Here is a 17,087-nt window from a genome sequence, read left to right as displayed (position 1 = left end):
GCCTTCCAGCCGCTTCAGCGCCTGGTGCGCGGCCTCGACCGGCTTCAGCCCCCTGGCCAACTCGCGCGCCACCAGATGCGCCACGACCTCGGTGTCGGTCTGCGAGGAGAAGGAATAGCCGTCGCGGACCAGTTCGTCGCGCAGCTCGGAAAAATTCTCGATGATGCCGTTGTGGACGATGGCGACGCCGTCGGAAAAATGCGGATGCGCATTGGTCTCGTTGGGCACGCCATGGGTGGCCCAGCGGGTGTGGCCGATGCCGATCGTGCCGTCGAGCGGCTCGTCCTTGAGCCGGCGCTCGAGGTTGATCAGCTTGCCTTCGGCGCGGCGGCGGGCAAGCTCACCACGCTCGATGGTGGCGACGCCGGCCGAGTCATAGCCGCGATATTCGAGCCGCTTCAGCGCATCGACGATGAGCGGCGCAACCTGCGAATGGCCGACGATTCCAACGATACCGCACATGCAGACAGTCCCCGATTCCCCATGGAAAACCAGCGCTATTTAGGGATGGCCGGCCTGCCGTGAAAGTCACATTGCATTTCGTCCGCTGTAACGGACGCTTGCAGAGGCATGCACCATGCCAGACCGCTCTTGCAATCCGGTTACTGCAATTGTTCGGTTTTCAGGCATCCGGTTTTCGTTCCGGCAATATTTGGCTAAGCTTCAGCCATGAATGAAACCCAGCCGACGATTACACTCTGGCGTCCTGTCGGACCTCAGGAACTGAAACTCATCGAGGCGTCGGAGATGCAGGCATTTCCGCCACGCCTGCCTGAACAGCCGATCTTCTATCCGGTTCTGTCGGAAGCCTATGCCGTGCAGATCGCGCGCGACTGGAATGTTCCGGCCAGCGGCGCGGGTTTCGTCACCCGGTTTGCCGTGCTGAAAAGCTTTCTCGACCGCTACCGGGTCGAGCATGCTGGCAGCAAAGCGCATCTGGAATACTGGATCCCCGCCGATGACCTCGATGACTTCAACAAGGCCATCGTCGGCAGGATCGAGGTGACCGCCACTTTCGGTGGGGACACTGCGCCGGTCGGCTGACCGTCAGTGGTCGGCGCCAGCCGCCTTCTTCTTCGCCGCCGCGGCCGAAGCAAAGCGCTCGCGCAGTTCTTTACCTTTGCCGGGGATCGTCTTCTGGCGAGCGCGGCCGAAGGCCAGCGCGTCGTCCGGCACGCTTTCGGTGATGACACTGCCCGACGCGATATAGCCGCCCTTGCCGATCGACACCGGCGCCACCAACGAGGAATTCGAGCCAACGAAGGCACCCTCGCCGATGTCGGTGAAGAATTTCGAATAGCCGTCATAGTTGCAGGTGATGGTGCCGGCGCCGATATTGGCGCCCGCGCCGACCCGGGCATCGCCGATATAGGTCAGATGGTTGACCTTGGCGCCTTCCTCGACAACGGCCTGCTTGACCTCACAGAAATTGCCGACCTTTGCTTTGTCCCGGAGATCGGCGCCCGGCCGCAGCCGCGCGAACGGCCCCACGTCGCAGTTTGCGGCGATGGTTGCGCCTTCGATATGGCTGAAGGCATGGATCTTGGCGCCGCCGGCGATCTTCACGCCTGGGCCGAACCAGACGTTTGGCTCGACCAGCGTGTCGGCGCCAATCTCGGTGTCATGCGAGAAATAGACGGTCTCCGGCGCTAACAGCGTCACGCCCGACAGCATCGCCTCCTGGCGGCGGCGTGCCTGCCAGATGCCTTCGGCCTGCGCCAGTTCGGCGCGGTTGTTGATGCCGAGCGCATTCTCGAAACTGGCCTCGGTGGCGACGACATCGAGGCCCTGCGCACCGGCGATCTCGACGATGTCGGTCAGATAGTACTCGCCCTTGGCATTCTTGTTGCCGACCGCGTCGAGCAGCTTCAGCGCGTGCGCGCCGGCCACTGCCATCATGCCGGCATTGCAGAAGCCGATCTTCTTCTCTGCCTCGGAACAGTCTTTTTCCTCGCGGATGGCGATCAGCTTGCCGCCTTTTTCGACCAGTCGGCCATAGCCGTTTGGAACAGGCGGACGGAAGCCGATCACCGCGACGGCCGCACCTTCGGCGAGTTTCGACCGCGCGACGTTCAGCGCTTCCGCATCGATCAGCGGCGTGTCGCCGAACATCACCAGGATGTCGTCATAACCTCTTGATATCGCTTCACGAGCGGCAAGAACGGCATGCGCCGTACCCAGGCGTTTTTCCTGCACGAAGGTCTCGGCCTTGGGTGCGAACTTCGCCACCGCCTTGCGCATCTCTTCCGCGCCATGGCCGATGACGATCGCATCGCTGTTGGCACCGGCGGCGTCGGCCGCCTTCACCACATGAGCGACCATCGGCAGGCCGGCGATCTGGTGCAGCACCTTCGGCAGCGCGCTCTTCATGCGCGTGCCTTCGCCGGCGGCGAGGATGACGGACAGGCAGGATCTCTGGCTCATGGAAGGCAACCATCTGAAAAGGGTTGGGAATCAAATCATGCTAGCAGCGGCGCCATGTTGCACCAATGCGGTTAAATTCCGGTGAGATGGTCGGGCAAGTGACTATCAATCAGGAAGTCCACTGCCAGATCCTTTGCAGAAAAGCAGTGGTGAACTCACCCCAGCCGGCCCAGCACCGGGAAATTCTCCAGCAGCCAGTAAGACACCGTCTGCACCCCGCCGGTGAGGAAAAACACGCCAGCGACCACCAGCAGCGCGCCGATGGCCTTTTCGACGCGGCCGAGATGGACGCGGAATTTGCCGAGGAAGCGCATGAAGGCGCCGGAAAACAGCGCCGCGATCAGGAAGGGTATGCCCAGCCCAAGCGAATAGGCGGCGAGCAGCAGCGCGCCCTCGCCCACGGTTTCGCGCCCGCCGGCCAGCGTCAGGATCGGCCCCAGCACCGGGCCGATACAAGGCGTCCAGCCAAAGGCGAAGGCGAGCCCCATGACATAGGCGGCGATGGCACTTGCCGGCTTGCCCTGCGACTGGAACCGCGCCTCGCGCGACAACAGCGGGATGCGCAGGATGCCGAGGAAATTCAGGCCCATAAAGATAATCAGCACGCCGGCGCCCATCGCCAGCGATTCCTGCCAGACGCGCAGCAGCCGCCCGATGGTCGAGGCGCCGGCGCCAAGCGCCACGAACACCGTCGAGAAGCCAAGCACGAAGGCGATCGAGGAATAAAGCAGCGCGCCGCGCGTACCTTCGCGGGCTGTCACGCCCGCATTGCCGCGAAAATCGTCGACCGAGACGCCGGCCATATAGCAGAGATAGGGCGGCACCAGCGGCAGCACGCAAGGCGACAGGAACGAGATCGCCCCCGCCCCGACCGCGCTGACATAGCCGATATCCAATGCCATCCCAAAGCTCCGACTGTTTGGCGACGATATAGCGACGCTGTGATCTGTGCGCCAATCACCAATGTGTGGCAACCGGTCGCTGTTCGGGCAATCGCACTGGCCCTGAATTCAGCCGCGCCACCCGTCTAAGTACGACCGAACCGAGTGAATTGTTACTGGCAACTACGCCGGCCAGCTACCGACATCGGGAAGAAACCCCGGCCGGTAGGCGTTGATACAAAGAGGCCGCGATTTCCCGCGCGCCTCCAGCTATCAGCCAGGGAGATTTCCATGAAAACCATAGCCACAGGGCTGGCCGCACTGCTTCTCAGCACCGCCGCATCCTTCGCCGCCGAGGCGTGGAAGGAAGCCAATGTCGGAGGCACCAAGATCTACACCGATGCCAAAGGTATGACGCTCTATACCTATGACAAGGATGAGAAGGGCAAGTCGAACTGCTACGACAAATGCGCCGCCAACTGGCCACCGCTGAAGGCCGAGGCCGGCGCGAAGACTTCCGAAGGATGGACGATCGTCGACCGTACCGACGGCACCAAGATGTGGGCCTATGACGGAAAGCCGCTTTACACATTCATCAAGGACAAGAAAGCCGGAGATGTGAGCGGCGATGGCGTCGCCGGCGTCTGGCATACTGCCAAAGCCGACTGAACCCTCAGTGCCATATCCCACTCGCTGGCGGGATATGGCGCTGGTCGCCGGACATCCTTCCTCGATCCGGCGGCCAGCTTGTTTCTGAACCATAGCGCCAACGCCTCGGTGCGGCATTGCAGCGGATTCTTCCTCGACTCGATGCAAATATGAACCGAGCCATTTCAGCCGACTTGGGACAGCCATCTTCTCCAAGCGAAAATCTGTGATTTTCTCCATACACTCTAAGAGTGTATTGCTGCCGGCAGCCTCGCAATTTGGGCTCTTCCCCTTGACCGGATGCAAAAGCGCGGCCATGTGAGCGGCAAATAGAACGAGATTTCGTCGCGCGCAGCGGAATTCTTCTGCCGCACCACAGCTGATATGAGACCTCATGGACGTCGTCGTCGTCGAATCGCCGGCCAAGGCGAAGACAATCAACAAATATCTCGGCAGGAACTACAAGGTTCTGGCCTCGTTCGGCCATGTCCGCGATTTGCCAGCCAAGGATGGCTCGGTGCGTCCGGATGAAGACTTTGCCATGTCCTGGGCGGTCGACACCGCTTCGGGCAAGCGTCTCGCCGACATCGCCAAGGCGGTCAAGGATGCCGACGGCCTGATCCTCGCCACCGACCCTGATCGCGAGGGCGAGGCCATCTCCTGGCACGTGCTGGAAGTGCTGAAGCAGAAGCGCGCGCTGAAGGACAAGCCGGTCAGCCGCGTCGTCTTCAATGCCATCACCAAATCGTCGGTGCTGGAAGCCATGGCCAATCCGCGCCAGATCGATGGACCGCTGGTCGATGCCTATCTCGCCCGCCGGGCGCTGGACTATCTCGTCGGCTTCACGCTGTCGCCCGTGCTGTGGCGCAAATTGCCCGGCGCCCGTTCGGCCGGCCGTGTCCAGTCGGTGGCGCTGCGCCTGGTCTGCGACCGCGAATCCGAAATCGAACGCTTTATCCGCGAGGAATATTGGCAGATCGCTGCCATCCTCGGCACGCCGCGCAACGAGACTTTCGAGGCGCGGCTGACCGCCTTCGAGCGCAAGAAGCTGCAAAAGCTCGACATCGCCAACAAGGCGCAGGCCGACGACATCAAGGCAATGCTCGAAGGCGCGACCTTCAAGGCGCTGTCCGTCGAAGCCAAACCGACCAAGCGCAATCCCGGCCCGCCCTTCACCACCTCGACGCTGCAGCAGGCCGCCTCCTCGGGCCTCGGTTTTTCCGCCACCCGCACCATGCAGGTGGCGCAGCGGCTCTATGAAGGCATGGAGATCGGCGGCGAAACCACCGGCCTGATCACCTATATGCGAACCGACGGTGTGCAAATGGCGCCGGAGGCGATCGACGCCGCCCGCGACGCCATCGCCAAGGAATTCGGTCCAAAATACCTGCCGGAAAAGCCGCGTTTCTACACGACCAAGGCCAAGAACGCCCAGGAAGCGCACGAGGCGATCCGCCCGACGGATTTCATGCGCACCCCGGCATCGGTCCGGCAATATCTCGATTCCGACCAGCTGCGGCTTTATGAGCTGATCTGGAAACGCGCCATCTCCAGCCAGATGCAGCCGGCCGAGATCGAGCGCACCACCGTCGAGATCGAGGCGGTCAACGGCGCCCGCACCGCCGAGCTTCGCGCCGTCGGTTCGGTCGTTCGCTTCGACGGCTTCATTGCCGCCTACACCGATCAGAAGGACGACGACGCGGAAGACGAGGAAAACCGTCGCCTGCCCGAAATCCGCGCCGGCGAGCAGCTTGCCCGCCAGGCGATCAACGCCACCCAGCACACCACCGAGCCGCCGCCACGCTATTCCGAAGCGACACTGATCAAGAAGCTGGAAGAACTCGGCATCGGTCGCCCGTCGACCTACACGGCGATCCTGAAGACGCTGGAAGACCGCGACTATGTCACGATCGACAAGCGCCGGCTGGTGCCGCAGGCCAAGGGCCGCCTGCTGTCGGCCTTCCTCGAAAGCTTCTTCGAACGTTACGTCGAATACGATTTCACCGCATCGCTGGAGGAAAAGCTCGACGAGATTTCCGACGGTAAGCTCGCCTGGAAAGATGTGCTGCGCGACTTCTGGAAGGATTTTTCCGGCGCCGTCGCCGACATCAAGGAACTGCGCGTCACCGACGTCCTCGATGCGCTGAACGAGGAACTGGCGCCGCTGGTGTTCCCGACGCGGGAAGACGGCTCCAACCCGCGCATCTGCCCGAAATGCGGCACCGGCAATCTGTCGCTGAAGCTCGGCAAGTTCGGCGCTTTCGTCGGCTGCTCGAACTATCCGGAATGCTCCTTCACCCGCCAGCTCGGCGACGCCGCCAACCCCAATGGCGAGAATGGCGGCGGCGAGGAGGGCACCAAGGTGCTCGGCAAGGATCCTTATACAGCCGAGGAAATCACGCTGCGCTCGGGCCGCTTCGGCCCCTATCTCCAGCGCGGCGACGGCAAGGAAGCCAAGCGCTCAAGCTTGCCCAAGGGCTGGACGCCCGAATCCATCGACCATGAGAAGGCGCTCGCTTTGCTGGCGCTGCCGCGCGATATCGGCAAACATCCTGAAACGGCCAAGATGATCTCGGCCGGGCTCGGCCGCTACGGCCCGTTCGTGCTGCACGACGGCACCTACGCCAATCTCGACAGCATCGAGGATGTGTTCTCCATAGGCCTCAACCGCGCCGTCACCGTGATTGCCGAGAAGCAGTCGAAGGCCAAGGGTGGCCGTAGCGGCGGCACTGCAGCCGCCCTCAAGGAACTTGGCGACCATCCCGACGGCGGCGGCAAGATCGTCGTGCGCGACGGCAAATACGGGCCTTACGTCAATTTCGGCAAGGTCAATGCCACGCTGCCCAAGGGCAAGGATCCGCAATCGGTGACGATTGAAGACGCGCTGGCTCTGATTGCCGAGAAGGAAGCCAAAGGCGGCGGCGGCAAGAAGCCTTTCCGCAAGGCGGCAGCGGTCAAAGCGCCGGCAGCCAAGAAAACGGCGGCCAAAAAGCCGGCCGCGAAGAAAAAAGGGTAAGACGGCGTGGCGCGCAGGATCACCGGACGAAGCCACGGCGATCCGCGCACCGCCGACACGAGGGCCAAGGTCAAGGATGACTACAGGCCCTCGCGCGACGAAATCCTCCGCTACATCGCCGAAAATCCCGATCGTGCCGGAAAGCGCGACATCGCCAAGGCCTTCGCGCTGCGCGGTGACGATCGCATCTGGCTGAAGGACATCCTGCGCGACTTGCAGGATGAAGGCGTGCTCACCAAGGAACGCAAGCGGCTGGCCCGCGTCGGCGCCCTGCCCCATGTCGCCGTGCTCGACATTTTCGGCCGCGACGGCGACGGTGTCCTGCTGGCGCATCCGGCCGAGTCCGTGGGCACGGGCGAGCCACCCGTCGTCTCGATCCGCGTGTCGCGTAGCGGCAACGGTCCTGCACCGGGCATCGGCGACCGCGTGCTGGCCAAGACCTTTCCGACCGACGATCCGTCCGGCCCCGCCTACACCGGCCGGGTGATGAAGATTTTCGAGAAGCGCACCGATGCCGTTCTCGGCGTCTTCCGCGTGCTGAAGGACGGCACGTTTCGCATCGAACCGGTGGAACGCCGCCAACCCGAACTGATCGTCGACAAGGAATTCCAGAACGGCGCCAAGAATGGCGACCTGGTCGAGGTCGAGCCCGCGCGCGCCTCCCGCTATGGGCTGCCGCGTGCCAAGGTGCTCAACGTACTGGGTTCGCTGACCAGCGAAAAGGCGGTCTCGATGATCGCCATCCACGCCCACGACATCCCCCACATCTTCCCGGCCGATGTCATCGCCGAATCCGAAGCCGTCAAGCCGGCAACGCTTGATCACCGCGAGGACTGGCGCGACCTGCCGCTGGTCACCATCGATCCGGCCGACGCCAAGGACCATGACGACGCGGTCTTTGCCACGCCCGATCTCGACGAAAAGAACCCGGGCGGTGTGATCGCCACCGTCGCCATCGCCGATGTCGCCGCCTACGTCCGCTACGGCACGGCCCTCGACCGCGAAGCCTTGAAGCGCGGCAATTCGGTCTATTTCCCGGATCGCGTCGTGCCGATGCTGCCCGAGCGCATCTCCAACGATCTCTGCTCGCTGCGCGAAGGCCAGGACCGTCCGGCGCTGGCGGTGCGTATGACCTTCTCCGCCGATGGCCACAAGATCAGGCATTCCTTCCACCGCGTCATGATGAAATCCGCGGCGAAGCTCGCCTACCCGCAGGCGCAGGCGGCGATCGACGGTGCGCCGGACGACAAGACCGGCCCGATCCTCGACACGGTGCTGAAGCCACTATGGGATGCCTATGCGATCCTGAAACGTGGTCGCGCCGGCCGCCAGCCGCTCGAACTCGACCTGCCGGAGCGCAAGATCATGCTCAAGCCTGATGGCACGGTCGACCGCGTCATCGTGCCGGAACGGCTCGATGCTCATAAGCTTATCGAAGAATTCATGATCCAGGCCAATGTCGCCGCCGCCGAGACGCTGGAAGCGAAGAAGCAGGCGCTGGTCTACCGCGTCCACGATGCGCCGTCGCTCGCCAAGCAGGAATCGCTGCGCGAATTCCTGCAGACACTTGGCCTGTCGCTGGCGCGCGGCGCGCAGATGCGGCCCAGCCAGTTCAACGGCATTCTGGAGCGCGTGCGCGGCGCCGACAATGAGGGGCTGGTCAACGAGGTGGTGCTGCGTTCGCAAAGCCAAGCTGAATATTCGCCCGGGAATATTGGCCATTTCGGCCTCAATCTCAGGCGCTACGCGCATTTCACCTCGCCGATCCGCCGCTATGCCGACCTGATCGTGCATCGCGGGCTTATCGCCGCACTTGGCCTCGGTCCGGGAGGTCTGACGCAGGACGAAGCAACCCGGCTCGAAGACGTCGCGGTCCTGATCTCCGGCACCGAACGGCGCGCCATGGCCGCCGAGCGCGACACGGTCGACCGGCTGATCGCGGCCTATCTCGCCGAGCGTATCGACGACCGTTTCGACGCCCGCATCTCCGGCGTCACCAAATCAGGACTATTTGTCCAATTGCCGCAATATGGCGCTGATGGCTTCATCCCCGTGTCAACGCTGGGCGGCGATTACTATATATACGACGAAACCGCCCGCTCCCTGTTCGGAGAACGCTCGGGCAAAGGCTACCAGCTCGCGGACCACGTCGAGGTCCGGCTCGTCGAGGTGGCGCCAATGGCCGGCGCGATGCGCTTCGAGATGCTGACCGACCCAAAGCCCCTGCCAGGCTCTACCAGGTCGTTTCACAAGGCTAAGGGCCGCGCCCGTGCGTCGCAATCGCGACCGGGTTCGCGCGGCAGGAGACGATGATGCCAAAAGAATTAGGGATACAAGAACAGGTTTTCGGCGGTGAACATCACACGGGCCGGGTTGCCCGCCCCTTGTGGACGGCGATGAAGCGCGGCCTGTTGGGCCGCTGCCCGAACTGTGGCGAAGGCAAGCTGTTTCGCGGCTTCACCAAGACCGTCGAGACCTGCAGCGTCTGCGGCGAGGAGATCCACCACCATCGCGCCGACGACCTGCCGGCCTATCTGGTCATCGTCATTGTCGGCCACATCGTTCTCGGTGCCTTCATGGGCGTCGAAGCGACATCGGCGCTCTCCACCTGGCAGCACATCGCCATCTGGGTGCCGCTGACCATTATTTTGGCGGTTGCGCTGCTGCAGCCTGTCAAAGGCGCCGTCATCGGACTGCAATGGGCATTCTATATGCACGGATTCGGTGGCGAAAAGGATGGGGCGGAGTCTCACCACGGCGCCTGAAGCGCTACTGGCGCAACATACCGACCGTGAAAGGCCACTTTCGTTTGCAAGAAGTTTCCGCTAGGTCCAGCGCATGGAAGCAATGACCAAGGCGGATGTCGACAAGCTCGACAAGGGTCTTGCCGCACATGGCGGCCGGCCCCTGCGTCCGCGTGATGCCGCGACCCTGATCCTGCTCGACCGCAAGGACGATGTGGTGCTGGTGCTGATGGGCCGCCGTCACGCCGGCCACGCCTTCATGCCTGGAAAATTCGTGTTTCCCGGCGGCCGCACCGATCCGGCCGACAGCCGCATCGCGACGGCCACCGCACTGCATCGCGACGAGGAAGCAAAGCTGCTCGCCGGTCCCGGTCGCACCAGTGCCGCGCGAGCCCGCGCTGTCGCCCTGTCAGCAATCCGCGAGACCTATGAGGAAGCCGGTCTGCTGATCGGCAAGAAGGCCGCCTTTTCGACCGACAAGCGCGACTGGCAAGGTTTTGTCGAACACGGCGTAAGACCTTCGCTTGAAACGCTGCGCTTCATCGCGCGCGCCATCACGCCGCCCAACCGGGTTCGCCGCTTCGACACGCGTTTCTTCAGCGCCTGGCGCAGCGATGTCGCCGTCGAACTGCCGGGCGGCGGCCCGACCAACGAACTCGAGGAACTGGTCTGGCTACCACTTGCCAAGGCAAGGGAAGCCGATATACCCGACATCACCCGAATGATCCTGGACGAGCTGGAAAAGCGCCTCGCACGTGATCCGCTGCTGCGTCCGGGTGGCCCCGTCCCCTTCTACCGGCTTGTCCGCAACCGCTTCACCCGCGAACTTCTGTAGAGCAATTCCAGGAAAAGTGTGACGCGGTTTTCCGCCCGGAATTGCGTAAGATCAAAGAGACAGAGTATTCAGCATCCCATGACGGTCGATACCCAACCACAGGGCGACGAACGCGTACACTGGCTACCGATGGTGGCGGCGATTTCGTCGATCAGTGTCGTCGGCATCGCCATTGGCCTCGGTATGCCGCTGCTCAGCGTCATCCTGGAAACGCGTGGCCACTCGGCTTCGATGATCGGCCTCAACACGGCCGTCGCCGGTCTGGCCTCGATTGCCGGTGCGCCGCTGGCGACACCGCTCGCCATGCGCTTTGGCGTCGCCTGGACCATGATCGCGATGATCGCCACCGGCGCGCTGGCCTTTGTCGGCTTTCATTTCGCGCCCGACTTCTGGATGTGGTTTCCGCTGCGCATCGTGCTGCATATCGCGTTGACGGTGCTGTTCATCCTGTCGGAATTCTGGATCAGTACGTCGGCACCGCCGCACCGGCGCGGCCTTGTCCTTGGCATCTACGCCACCGTCCTGTCGCTCGGTTTTGCCGCCGGTCCGTGGTTGTTCGCCCATCTCGGCAGCTCCGGCTTCAGGCCGTTCGGCGTCATCATCGCGCTGGTCACGCTGGCCGCGATACCGGTGCTGGCCGCGCGCAACGAAAGCCCCAGCATCGTCGCCGATGGCGAAACCAGCAATTTCCTGCGCTACATCTGGCTGGTGCCGACCGCGACTTTTGCTGTGCTGGTGTTCGGCGCGGTCGAGACCGGGGGCTTCGCGCTGTTCCCGGTCTATGGCAACCGCATCGGCTATTCCGAAGCCGACGCCGCATTGCTGCTGACCATGATCGGCCTTGGCAATGTGCTCTTGCAGATTCCGATCGGTATGATCAGCGACCGCGTTTCGGACCGGCGCTATCTACTGCTTGCCTGCGCCACGGTTGGCCTTGCCGGCACGCTGTTCATGCCCTTTTTTGCCGCGAACTGGCACTTGATGGCAGCGCTTCTGTTCGTCTGGGGCGGCGTCGTCGCGGCCATGTACACGATCGGCCTCGCCCATCTCGGTTCGCAGCTCTCCGGCCACGAACTGGCGTCGGCCAACGCAGCCTTCGTGCTGTGCTACGGCGTCGGCATGGTGCTTGGCCCACAGGCCATCGGCATCGGCATGGACAGTTTCGGGCCTTCAGGCTTCGGCTGGTCGCTCGGCCTGTTCTTCGCCGCCTACATGGCGCTGGTTGGCGTCAGGCTCGTCCGCAAGATTCTCCTTTGACCCTTTGACAAGCGACCGCTGCTGACAGAACCGTGTCAGGAGCCTCAGGGTAAAAGAGTGTCCCAAAACATCGGAAGTTGAGGACACTCCCATGATCGACAGCGGCTTTGAAACCACATCCCTGCGCATGACGCTCCTGTTGCTTGTGACCTTCCAGGCCCCGGCCGCGGATGTCGACCGCATCATGGACGCGGTGGTTGCGATCGCCCCGCTGGCCATGGGCAAGTATGACCGCAACGCCTATCAGTCGGCGCACGGTATCGAGCGCTACAGGCCGCTCGAAGGTGCCGCGGCCGGCACCGAAACCGAATTGCGCCGCCGCCCGGGCACGGTCGAGGTCTCCTTCGAACTGCCCGACGACCAGGCGCTGGCTGCCCGAGTCGTCGAGGCGATTTTCCAGGCCCATTCCTATCAGGAGCCGGTGATCCGTATCCAGCCGATCCTCGCCAGCCGCTCCAAGGGGCTCGACGACCGCGCCAATCCGAATCGCTGGTGGAACACGACCGGAGACTGGAAGAAGGTTGCGGTGCCCGAAGCGGAAACCGCCTGATTTATGCGTAATGGACAGACCGGGCGAGTTACATCGGGTCCGCCGGGCTTGACTTTCCGGGCACGTTCTTTATGTGTCGCGCCAAGTTTCCCGCGTCCGGGTGTTTTCCCGTGCTCCAGCGGCCAAAACCCCACGAACATAACGGACTGATATCATGGCCAAAGCCGCAAACATCAAGATCAAGCTTCTGTCGACCGCCGACACCGGTTTCTTCTACGTCACCAGCAAGAACAGCCGTACCAAGACCGACAAGCTGTCGTTCCGCAAGTACGACCCGGTCGCCAAGAAGCACGTCGAATTCAAGGAAACCAAGATCAAGTAATCTGGGTTTTCCCCTTGCAAACTAAAACGCCGCCCATCGGGCGGCGTTTTAGTTTGCAAGGCAGAGCCTGCGGGCTGAGTTCCCTCAGCCCGGCTGAATTTCCCTCAACCGATGCGGTCGCCGCTTTTCGGGTCGAACAGATGCAGCGACGCCGGATCGGCGGCCAGCCGCACGGTATCGCCAGGCTTCACGCCGGCGCGCCCCATGGCAAAGACACAGAGCTGCTGGTTGGCCAATTTGACGTAGAACTGCGTCGAAAGCCCGAGCGGCTCCACAACCCCAACCTCGCCCTGCAGCGCACCGTCATCGGCCAGCCTTATATGCTCGGGTCGCAGACCGATCGTGATCGCGTCGCCGTCCGTGAGCGGCAGGCCATCCGGCAGGCGCAGCTTCTGGCCATCGGCAAGCACGGCGTCCACCTTTCCGCCCTTAGCCACCGTCGCCGGCAAAAAGTTCATGCCCGGCGAGCCGATGAAGCCGGCAACGAACATGTTGGCCGGGCGGTCGTAGAGGTCGAGCGGCGCGCCGACCTGCTGGATCAGCCCGTCATGCATGACGACGATCCGGTCGGCCATGGTCATCGCCTCGATCTGGTCGTGGGTGACGTAGACCGAGGTGGTCTTCAGTTGCTGATGCAGTTCCTTGATCTCCGTGCGCATCTGCACGCGCAGCTTGGCATCGAGGTTCGAGAGCGGCTCGTCGAACAGGAACACCTGCGGGTTGCGCACGATGGCGCGCCCCATGGCGACGCGCTGGCGCTGACCACCGGACAGCTGCCGCGGCAGGCGTTGCAGGTAGGTGTCCAGGCCGAGCCGCTTGGCCGCACCGTCGACCCTGGCGTCGATCGTGGACTTCTGCGCCTTCTTCAACAGCAGGCTGAAGCCCATGTTCTTCGACACGTCCATATGCGGATAGAGCGCGTAGGACTGGAACACCATGGCGATGTCGCGGTCCTTCGGTGCGACGTCATTGACCAGCCGCTCGCCGATGCGGATTTCGCCGCCGGAAGCTTCCTCCAGCCCCGCGATCATGCGCAAAAGCGTGGACTTGCCGCAGCCGGACGGGCCGACCAGGACGACGAATTCGCCGTCGGCGATTTCAAGGTCGACCGCATGCAGGACGCGGACGGCGCCATAATCCTTGCGGACCTTATCGAGCGTAACAGAAGCCATCGATCTATCCTTTGACGGCGCCGGCGGTCAGGCCGGTGACGAGATAGCGTTGCAGGAAAGCGAAGAAGATGCAGACCGGGATCAGCGCCAGGATCGACGCCGCCATCATCTGCCCCCAGTCGACGGCGAACTTGCCGATGAAGGTAAGCAGGCCGACAGCAAAGGTCTTCTGGTCGTCGCTGGAAATCAGCATCAGGGCGAACAGAAGCTCGCTCCACGCTGCGGTGAAGACGAAGCCGAGGGTTGCGCCCATGCCGGGCAGCGTCAGCGGCACGATCACCTTGCGCATCGCCTGCGCGCGGGTGCAGCCGTCGATCATCGCGGCTTCCTCCAGATCCTTCGGGATGCCGTCGAAGAAGGACTGCATCAGGAAGGTGGCGAAGGCGGTGTTGAAGGCGGTGTAGATGATGATCAGCCCGGTCAGGCTGTTGATCAGGCCGATCTGACCCATGACGCGGTAGATCGGCGGAATCACCATCACCAGCGGAAAAGTCTGGGTCAGAAGCAGCATCAGCGCGAGAGCCGCCTTGCCCCGAAACGTAAAGCGCGACATGGCGTAGCCGGCAAGCGTGGCGATGACCGTCACCAATGCGGCGGTCGACACCGAGACGATGACGCTGTTCAGGAAATAGCGTGGGAAATCGGTGGCCTCGAGCACGGTGACGAAATTTTGCAGCGTCATGTGCGATGGCCAGAAGGTGATGCCTTCGGAATAGAGCAGCCGCTCCGGCGTCACTGAGATCTTCAGCGTCCAATAGATCGGGAACAGGGCGAAGACCACATAGGCCGCGATCGCCGCGTAGAGGCCGACGCCGCCGAAGAACCGTTGTGAGGTTGAGCGTCCCGCGATCATCAGACGTGCCTCACCAGCGAGCGGCGGATAGCGATCAGCGCGATTGCATAGGCGATGAGCAGCACAAGCAGCAGCACGGCCACCGCCGAGGCATAGCCCTTGTCCAGCGATTTGAAGGCGCTGACATAGATGTAGACCGGCACCGTGTTGGTCGAGCCGGCCGGCCCGCCCTCGGTCATGACGAAGATCAGGTCGGCGAAGGTGGCGATCCAGATGGTGCGCAGCATGACGGTGATGGCAATGGTCGGCGCCAGGAACGGCAGCGTCACCTTGGTGAAGCGCTGCCAGGGCGAAGCGCCGTCGATCGCCGCCGCCTCATGCAGTTCAGACGGAATCGATTTCAACGCCGCCAGCAGCGTAATGGCGAAGAACGGAATGCCGAACCAGACATTGGCAATGATCGGCCCCCACATGGCCGTGGCAGGATCGGAGAGCACATTGGTCGGCTCTGCCTTCAGCCCTAGCGCGAACAACCAGTGCGGCAGCGGCCCGACGATCGGGTTGAACAGCCAGGCCCAGGTCAGGCCCGACAGGAAGGACGGCACCGCCCATGGCAGGAACACCAGCGCCTGCACCACCTTGCGGCCCCAGAACGGCTTGTCGAGAAGCAGCGCCAGGCCAAGGCCGAGGAAGAACTGGAAGAACAGGCTGGCGACCGTCCACCACAGCGTGTTGACCAGCGCCTGCCCCAGCACCTGGTCCGACAGCATGGCCTGATACTGGCCGAGCCCGACATATTCGGATTTGAAGGCCGAGAATTTGCGGAAGGAATAGCTGATGCCGATGACCAGCGGCACCAAAAGCACCACAACCAGCAGGACGATCGCCGGGCTGAGATAGAGCCAGGGCTCGAAATTTGCGTAGGAAAGCCGCCTCTTTCGCGGCTGGCCTGCGGATCGGATTTCGGACACGGCATAGGTCATTGGCTGTGGAACGGCTCCAAGAAGCGTCAGGATTGGTGACGAGCGTCCTTCTCCCCGTTCACGGGGAAAAGATGCCGGCAGATGAGGGGCAGCGTGAGCCTTGGGGGGCTGGCGCCGCCCCTCATCCGGCCCTTTCGGGCCACCTTCTCCCCGTGAACGGGGAGAAGGAAGAAGGCGATTACTTCTTGTTCTTCGCCAGCCAGTCCTGCTGTTCCTTGGTCAGGAAAGCAGCCCATGCGTCGGCTGCTTCCTTGGCCGTCTTCTGGCCAAGCAGCACTTCCTGGAAGTTCTTGATCGCCACCTGGTCGACGAAATTGCCGAGGTTTTCCAGATGCGTCGGCGGCGTCACCATTTCATATTTGGAGGTGTCGCTGAGCTCGGTGAACCAGCCCTTGAACTGCTCGGTCTTGAAATGGGGATCTTGGTCGGCGCCTTTATGGATCGGCACGACGCCGACTTCCTTGGCCCATTCGAGATTATCCTTGGGCGAGAGCAGCGTCGCCATCAGCTTCCAGGCATCATCCTTGTGCTGGGAGTTGGCGAACATCGCCCAACCGGCATAGCCGAGCGTCGGATAGGATTTTCCGCTCGGTCCAACCGGCAGCGGCGCCACGGCGAAGTCGTCGGCGCTCATCTTGTCGGCGATGCCGAGCAGCGCGTCCGGATCCTGGTTGAGCATGGCGCAGGTGCCGGAATAGAAGCCGGTGACGGTTTCGTTGAAGCCCCAGCTCACGGCATCCTTCGGCGCCAGGCCGTCCTTGTACATGTCGGCCAGCATCTGCAGGCCCTTGACCGAGCCCTCGTCGTTGATGGTCGAGGTGCCATCCTCGTTGAAGTAGCCGCCCTTGCCCTGGGCGATGTTCATGAACATGTGCATGCCGTTGAAGGCGCCGGGGCCGCCGCGCAGGCAGTAGCCGTACTTGCCCGGAATGGCCGAGATCTTCTTGGAGTCGGCGACGAACTCGTCGAGCGTCGCCGGCGGGCCGTCGAGACCAGCCTGCTTGAACAGCTTCTTGTTCCAGAACAGCGCGTTCACATAGTAGCCGTACGGGATCATGTACTGGGTGTTGTTGACCGTCGAGCCGAACTGCTTGGCGCGGTCGCCGAGCGTCTTGGCGTCATCCCATTTGGCCATATAGGGGCCGAGGTCCTCGAGCTGGGCATTGTTGGCATAGAGGCCCATCCAACGCTCCGGCATCTCAACCACGTCGGGCGTGTCGCCAGCCTGCACCATGGTGAGGAATTTTTCAAAGGCCTGGCCCCAGGGCAGCGAGACCAGCTCGACCTTGACGCCGGGGTTAGCGGCTTCGAACTCGGCGATCTGCTTTTTCAGGAATTCGGTGCGCGGCGGGCTGGTGATGACTTCGACCATTTTCAGGGTCGAATCGGCCAGCGCGCCTCCGGCGGAAATCGCCAGCCCCGCGACGGTGGCAAGCATGACGGTCAGTTTTTTCATGTTCAA

Annotated in this window: 15 protein-coding genes and 1 pseudogene; 9 read left to right on the top strand and 7 right to left on the bottom strand. The window is 62.9% G+C overall.

Going from position 1 to position 17,087, the window contains the following annotated elements; translation table 11 throughout:
- Nucleotides 1-462 (bottom strand): annotated as a pseudogene (locus AC04SF_RS32040) (glutamine--fructose-6-phosphate transaminase (isomerizing)); the annotation flags it as partial.
- 207 nt (nucleotides 463-669) lie between these two features.
- Between AC04SF_RS32040 and AC04SF_RS32035 the strand changes: the two are divergent.
- Nucleotides 670-1,044, top strand: coding sequence for an ADP-ribosylation/crystallin J1 (locus tag AC04SF_RS32035; RefSeq protein ID WP_488481044.1), 375 nt, complete (start codon nucleotides 670-672; stop codon nucleotides 1,042-1,044).
- A gap of 3 nt (nucleotides 1,045-1,047) precedes the next feature.
- On the opposite strand, the gene glmU is transcribed toward AC04SF_RS32035, so the two are convergent.
- Both glmU and AC04SF_RS32025 read right to left on the bottom strand, forming a co-directional pair.
- Nucleotides 1,048-2,424 carry a bifunctional UDP-N-acetylglucosamine diphosphorylase/glucosamine-1-phosphate N-acetyltransferase GlmU gene (gene glmU / locus AC04SF_RS32030; protein ID WP_488481043.1) on the bottom strand — a complete coding sequence of 459 codons (1,377 nt, stop codon included), beginning with the start codon at nucleotides 2,422-2,424 and terminating at the stop codon, nucleotides 1,048-1,050.
- 155 nt (nucleotides 2,425-2,579) lie between these two features.
- Complete coding sequence (locus AC04SF_RS32025) at nucleotides 2,580-3,326, bottom strand: cytochrome c biogenesis CcdA family protein (RefSeq protein ID WP_488481042.1); 747 nt, start codon at nucleotides 3,324-3,326, stop codon at nucleotides 2,580-2,582.
- Nucleotides 3,327-3,596: 270 nt separating this feature from the next.
- Here AC04SF_RS32025 and AC04SF_RS32020 point away from each other — a divergent pair, with 270 nt between their 5' ends.
- From AC04SF_RS32020 to rpmG, 8 genes are all read left to right on the top strand, one after another.
- Nucleotides 3,597-3,974, top strand: coding sequence for a COG4315 family predicted lipoprotein (locus AC04SF_RS32020; protein WP_096446502.1), 378 nt, complete (start codon nucleotides 3,597-3,599; stop codon nucleotides 3,972-3,974).
- 373 nt (nucleotides 3,975-4,347) lie between these two features.
- Nucleotides 4,348-6,969, top strand: coding sequence for a type I DNA topoisomerase (gene topA / locus AC04SF_RS32015; protein WP_488481041.1), 2,622 nt, complete (start codon nucleotides 4,348-4,350; stop codon nucleotides 6,967-6,969).
- 6 nt (nucleotides 6,970-6,975) lie between these two features.
- A complete protein-coding gene (gene rnr / locus AC04SF_RS32010; RefSeq protein WP_488481040.1) occupies nucleotides 6,976-9,282 on the top strand; it encodes a ribonuclease R in 2,307 nt (768 codons plus the stop codon).
- On the top strand, nucleotides 9,282-9,734 hold the full coding sequence (locus tag AC04SF_RS32005; protein WP_488481039.1) for a DUF983 domain-containing protein: 453 nt from the start codon (nucleotides 9,282-9,284) through the stop codon (nucleotides 9,732-9,734). The genes rnr and AC04SF_RS32005 overlap by 1 nt, the downstream gene beginning before the upstream one ends.
- A 73-nt stretch (nucleotides 9,735-9,807) precedes the next feature.
- A complete protein-coding gene (locus tag AC04SF_RS32000) occupies nucleotides 9,808-10,548 on the top strand; it encodes an NUDIX hydrolase (protein ID WP_488481038.1) in 741 nt (246 codons plus the stop codon).
- Between the two features lie 78 nt (nucleotides 10,549-10,626).
- On the top strand, nucleotides 10,627-11,805 hold the full coding sequence (locus AC04SF_RS31995) for an MFS transporter (protein ID WP_488481037.1): 1,179 nt from the start codon (nucleotides 10,627-10,629) through the stop codon (nucleotides 11,803-11,805).
- 91 nt (nucleotides 11,806-11,896) lie between these two features.
- A complete protein-coding gene (locus AC04SF_RS31990; RefSeq protein ID WP_096446512.1) occupies nucleotides 11,897-12,355 on the top strand; it encodes a YqfO family protein in 459 nt (152 codons plus the stop codon).
- A 154-nt stretch (nucleotides 12,356-12,509) separates the two neighbouring features.
- Nucleotides 12,510-12,677: a 50S ribosomal protein L33 gene (gene rpmG, locus AC04SF_RS31985; protein WP_006201775.1), complete on the top strand. Its 168-nt coding sequence runs from the start codon at nucleotides 12,510-12,512 to the stop codon at nucleotides 12,675-12,677.
- Nucleotides 12,678-12,781: 104 nt separating this feature from the next.
- Here the strand turns inward: rpmG and AC04SF_RS31980 are convergent, their stop codons facing one another.
- The 4 genes from AC04SF_RS31980 to AC04SF_RS31965 form a co-directional block, all read right to left on the bottom strand.
- On the bottom strand, nucleotides 12,782-13,849 hold the full coding sequence (locus AC04SF_RS31980) for an ABC transporter ATP-binding protein (protein ID WP_488481036.1): 1,068 nt from the start codon (nucleotides 13,847-13,849) through the stop codon (nucleotides 12,782-12,784).
- Between the two features lie 4 nt (nucleotides 13,850-13,853).
- On the bottom strand, nucleotides 13,854-14,702 hold the full coding sequence (locus tag AC04SF_RS31975) for a carbohydrate ABC transporter permease (protein ID WP_488481035.1): 849 nt from the start codon (nucleotides 14,700-14,702) through the stop codon (nucleotides 13,854-13,856).
- Nucleotides 14,702-15,625: a carbohydrate ABC transporter permease gene (locus AC04SF_RS31970; protein WP_488481034.1), complete on the bottom strand. Its 924-nt coding sequence runs from the start codon at nucleotides 15,623-15,625 to the stop codon at nucleotides 14,702-14,704. The genes AC04SF_RS31975 and AC04SF_RS31970 overlap by 1 nt, the downstream gene beginning before the upstream one ends.
- A 178-nt stretch (nucleotides 15,626-15,803) precedes the next feature.
- A complete protein-coding gene (locus AC04SF_RS31965) occupies nucleotides 15,804-17,081 on the bottom strand; it encodes an ABC transporter substrate-binding protein (RefSeq protein ID WP_202350179.1) in 1,278 nt (425 codons plus the stop codon).
- Nucleotides 17,082-17,087: the final 6 nt, after the last annotated feature.

It is taken from the genome of Mesorhizobium sp. CNPSo 4671 (assembly GCF_057784245.1).
The sequence above is the reverse complement of the archived record's forward strand: the minus strand, read 5'-3'. Positions and strand labels throughout refer to the sequence as shown.

Bases quoted from the DNA above. Each gene is read 5' to 3' on its own strand.
- AC04SF_RS32035 (WP_488481044.1), top strand. From the start codon at position 670: ATGAATGAAACCCAGCCGACGATTACACTCTGGCGTCCTGTCGGACCT.
- glmU (WP_488481043.1), bottom strand. From the start codon at position 2,424: ATGAGCCAGAGATCCTGCCTGTCCGTCATCCTCGCCGCCGGCGAAGGC.
- AC04SF_RS32025 (WP_488481042.1), bottom strand. From the start codon at position 3,326: ATGGCATTGGATATCGGCTATGTCAGCGCGGTCGGGGCGGGGGCGATC.
- AC04SF_RS32020 (WP_096446502.1), top strand. From the start codon at position 3,597: ATGAAAACCATAGCCACAGGGCTGGCCGCACTGCTTCTCAGCACCGCC.
- topA (WP_488481041.1), top strand. From the start codon at position 4,348: ATGGACGTCGTCGTCGTCGAATCGCCGGCCAAGGCGAAGACAATCAAC.
- AC04SF_RS32005 (WP_488481039.1), top strand. From the start codon at position 9,282: ATGCCAAAAGAATTAGGGATACAAGAACAGGTTTTCGGCGGTGAACAT.
- AC04SF_RS32000 (WP_488481038.1), top strand. From the start codon at position 9,808: ATGGAAGCAATGACCAAGGCGGATGTCGACAAGCTCGACAAGGGTCTT.
- AC04SF_RS31995 (WP_488481037.1), top strand. From the start codon at position 10,627: ATGACGGTCGATACCCAACCACAGGGCGACGAACGCGTACACTGGCTA.
- AC04SF_RS31990 (WP_096446512.1), top strand. From the start codon at position 11,897: ATGATCGACAGCGGCTTTGAAACCACATCCCTGCGCATGACGCTCCTG.
- rpmG (WP_006201775.1), top strand. From the start codon at position 12,510: ATGGCCAAAGCCGCAAACATCAAGATCAAGCTTCTGTCGACCGCCGAC.
- AC04SF_RS31980 (WP_488481036.1), bottom strand. From the start codon at position 13,849: ATGGCTTCTGTTACGCTCGATAAGGTCCGCAAGGATTATGGCGCCGTC.
- AC04SF_RS31975 (WP_488481035.1), bottom strand. From the start codon at position 14,702: ATGATCGCGGGACGCTCAACCTCACAACGGTTCTTCGGCGGCGTCGGC.
- AC04SF_RS31970 (WP_488481034.1), bottom strand. From the start codon at position 15,625: ATGACCTATGCCGTGTCCGAAATCCGATCCGCAGGCCAGCCGCGAAAG.
- AC04SF_RS31965 (WP_202350179.1), bottom strand. From the start codon at position 17,081: ATGAAAAAACTGACCGTCATGCTTGCCACCGTCGCGGGGCTGGCGATT.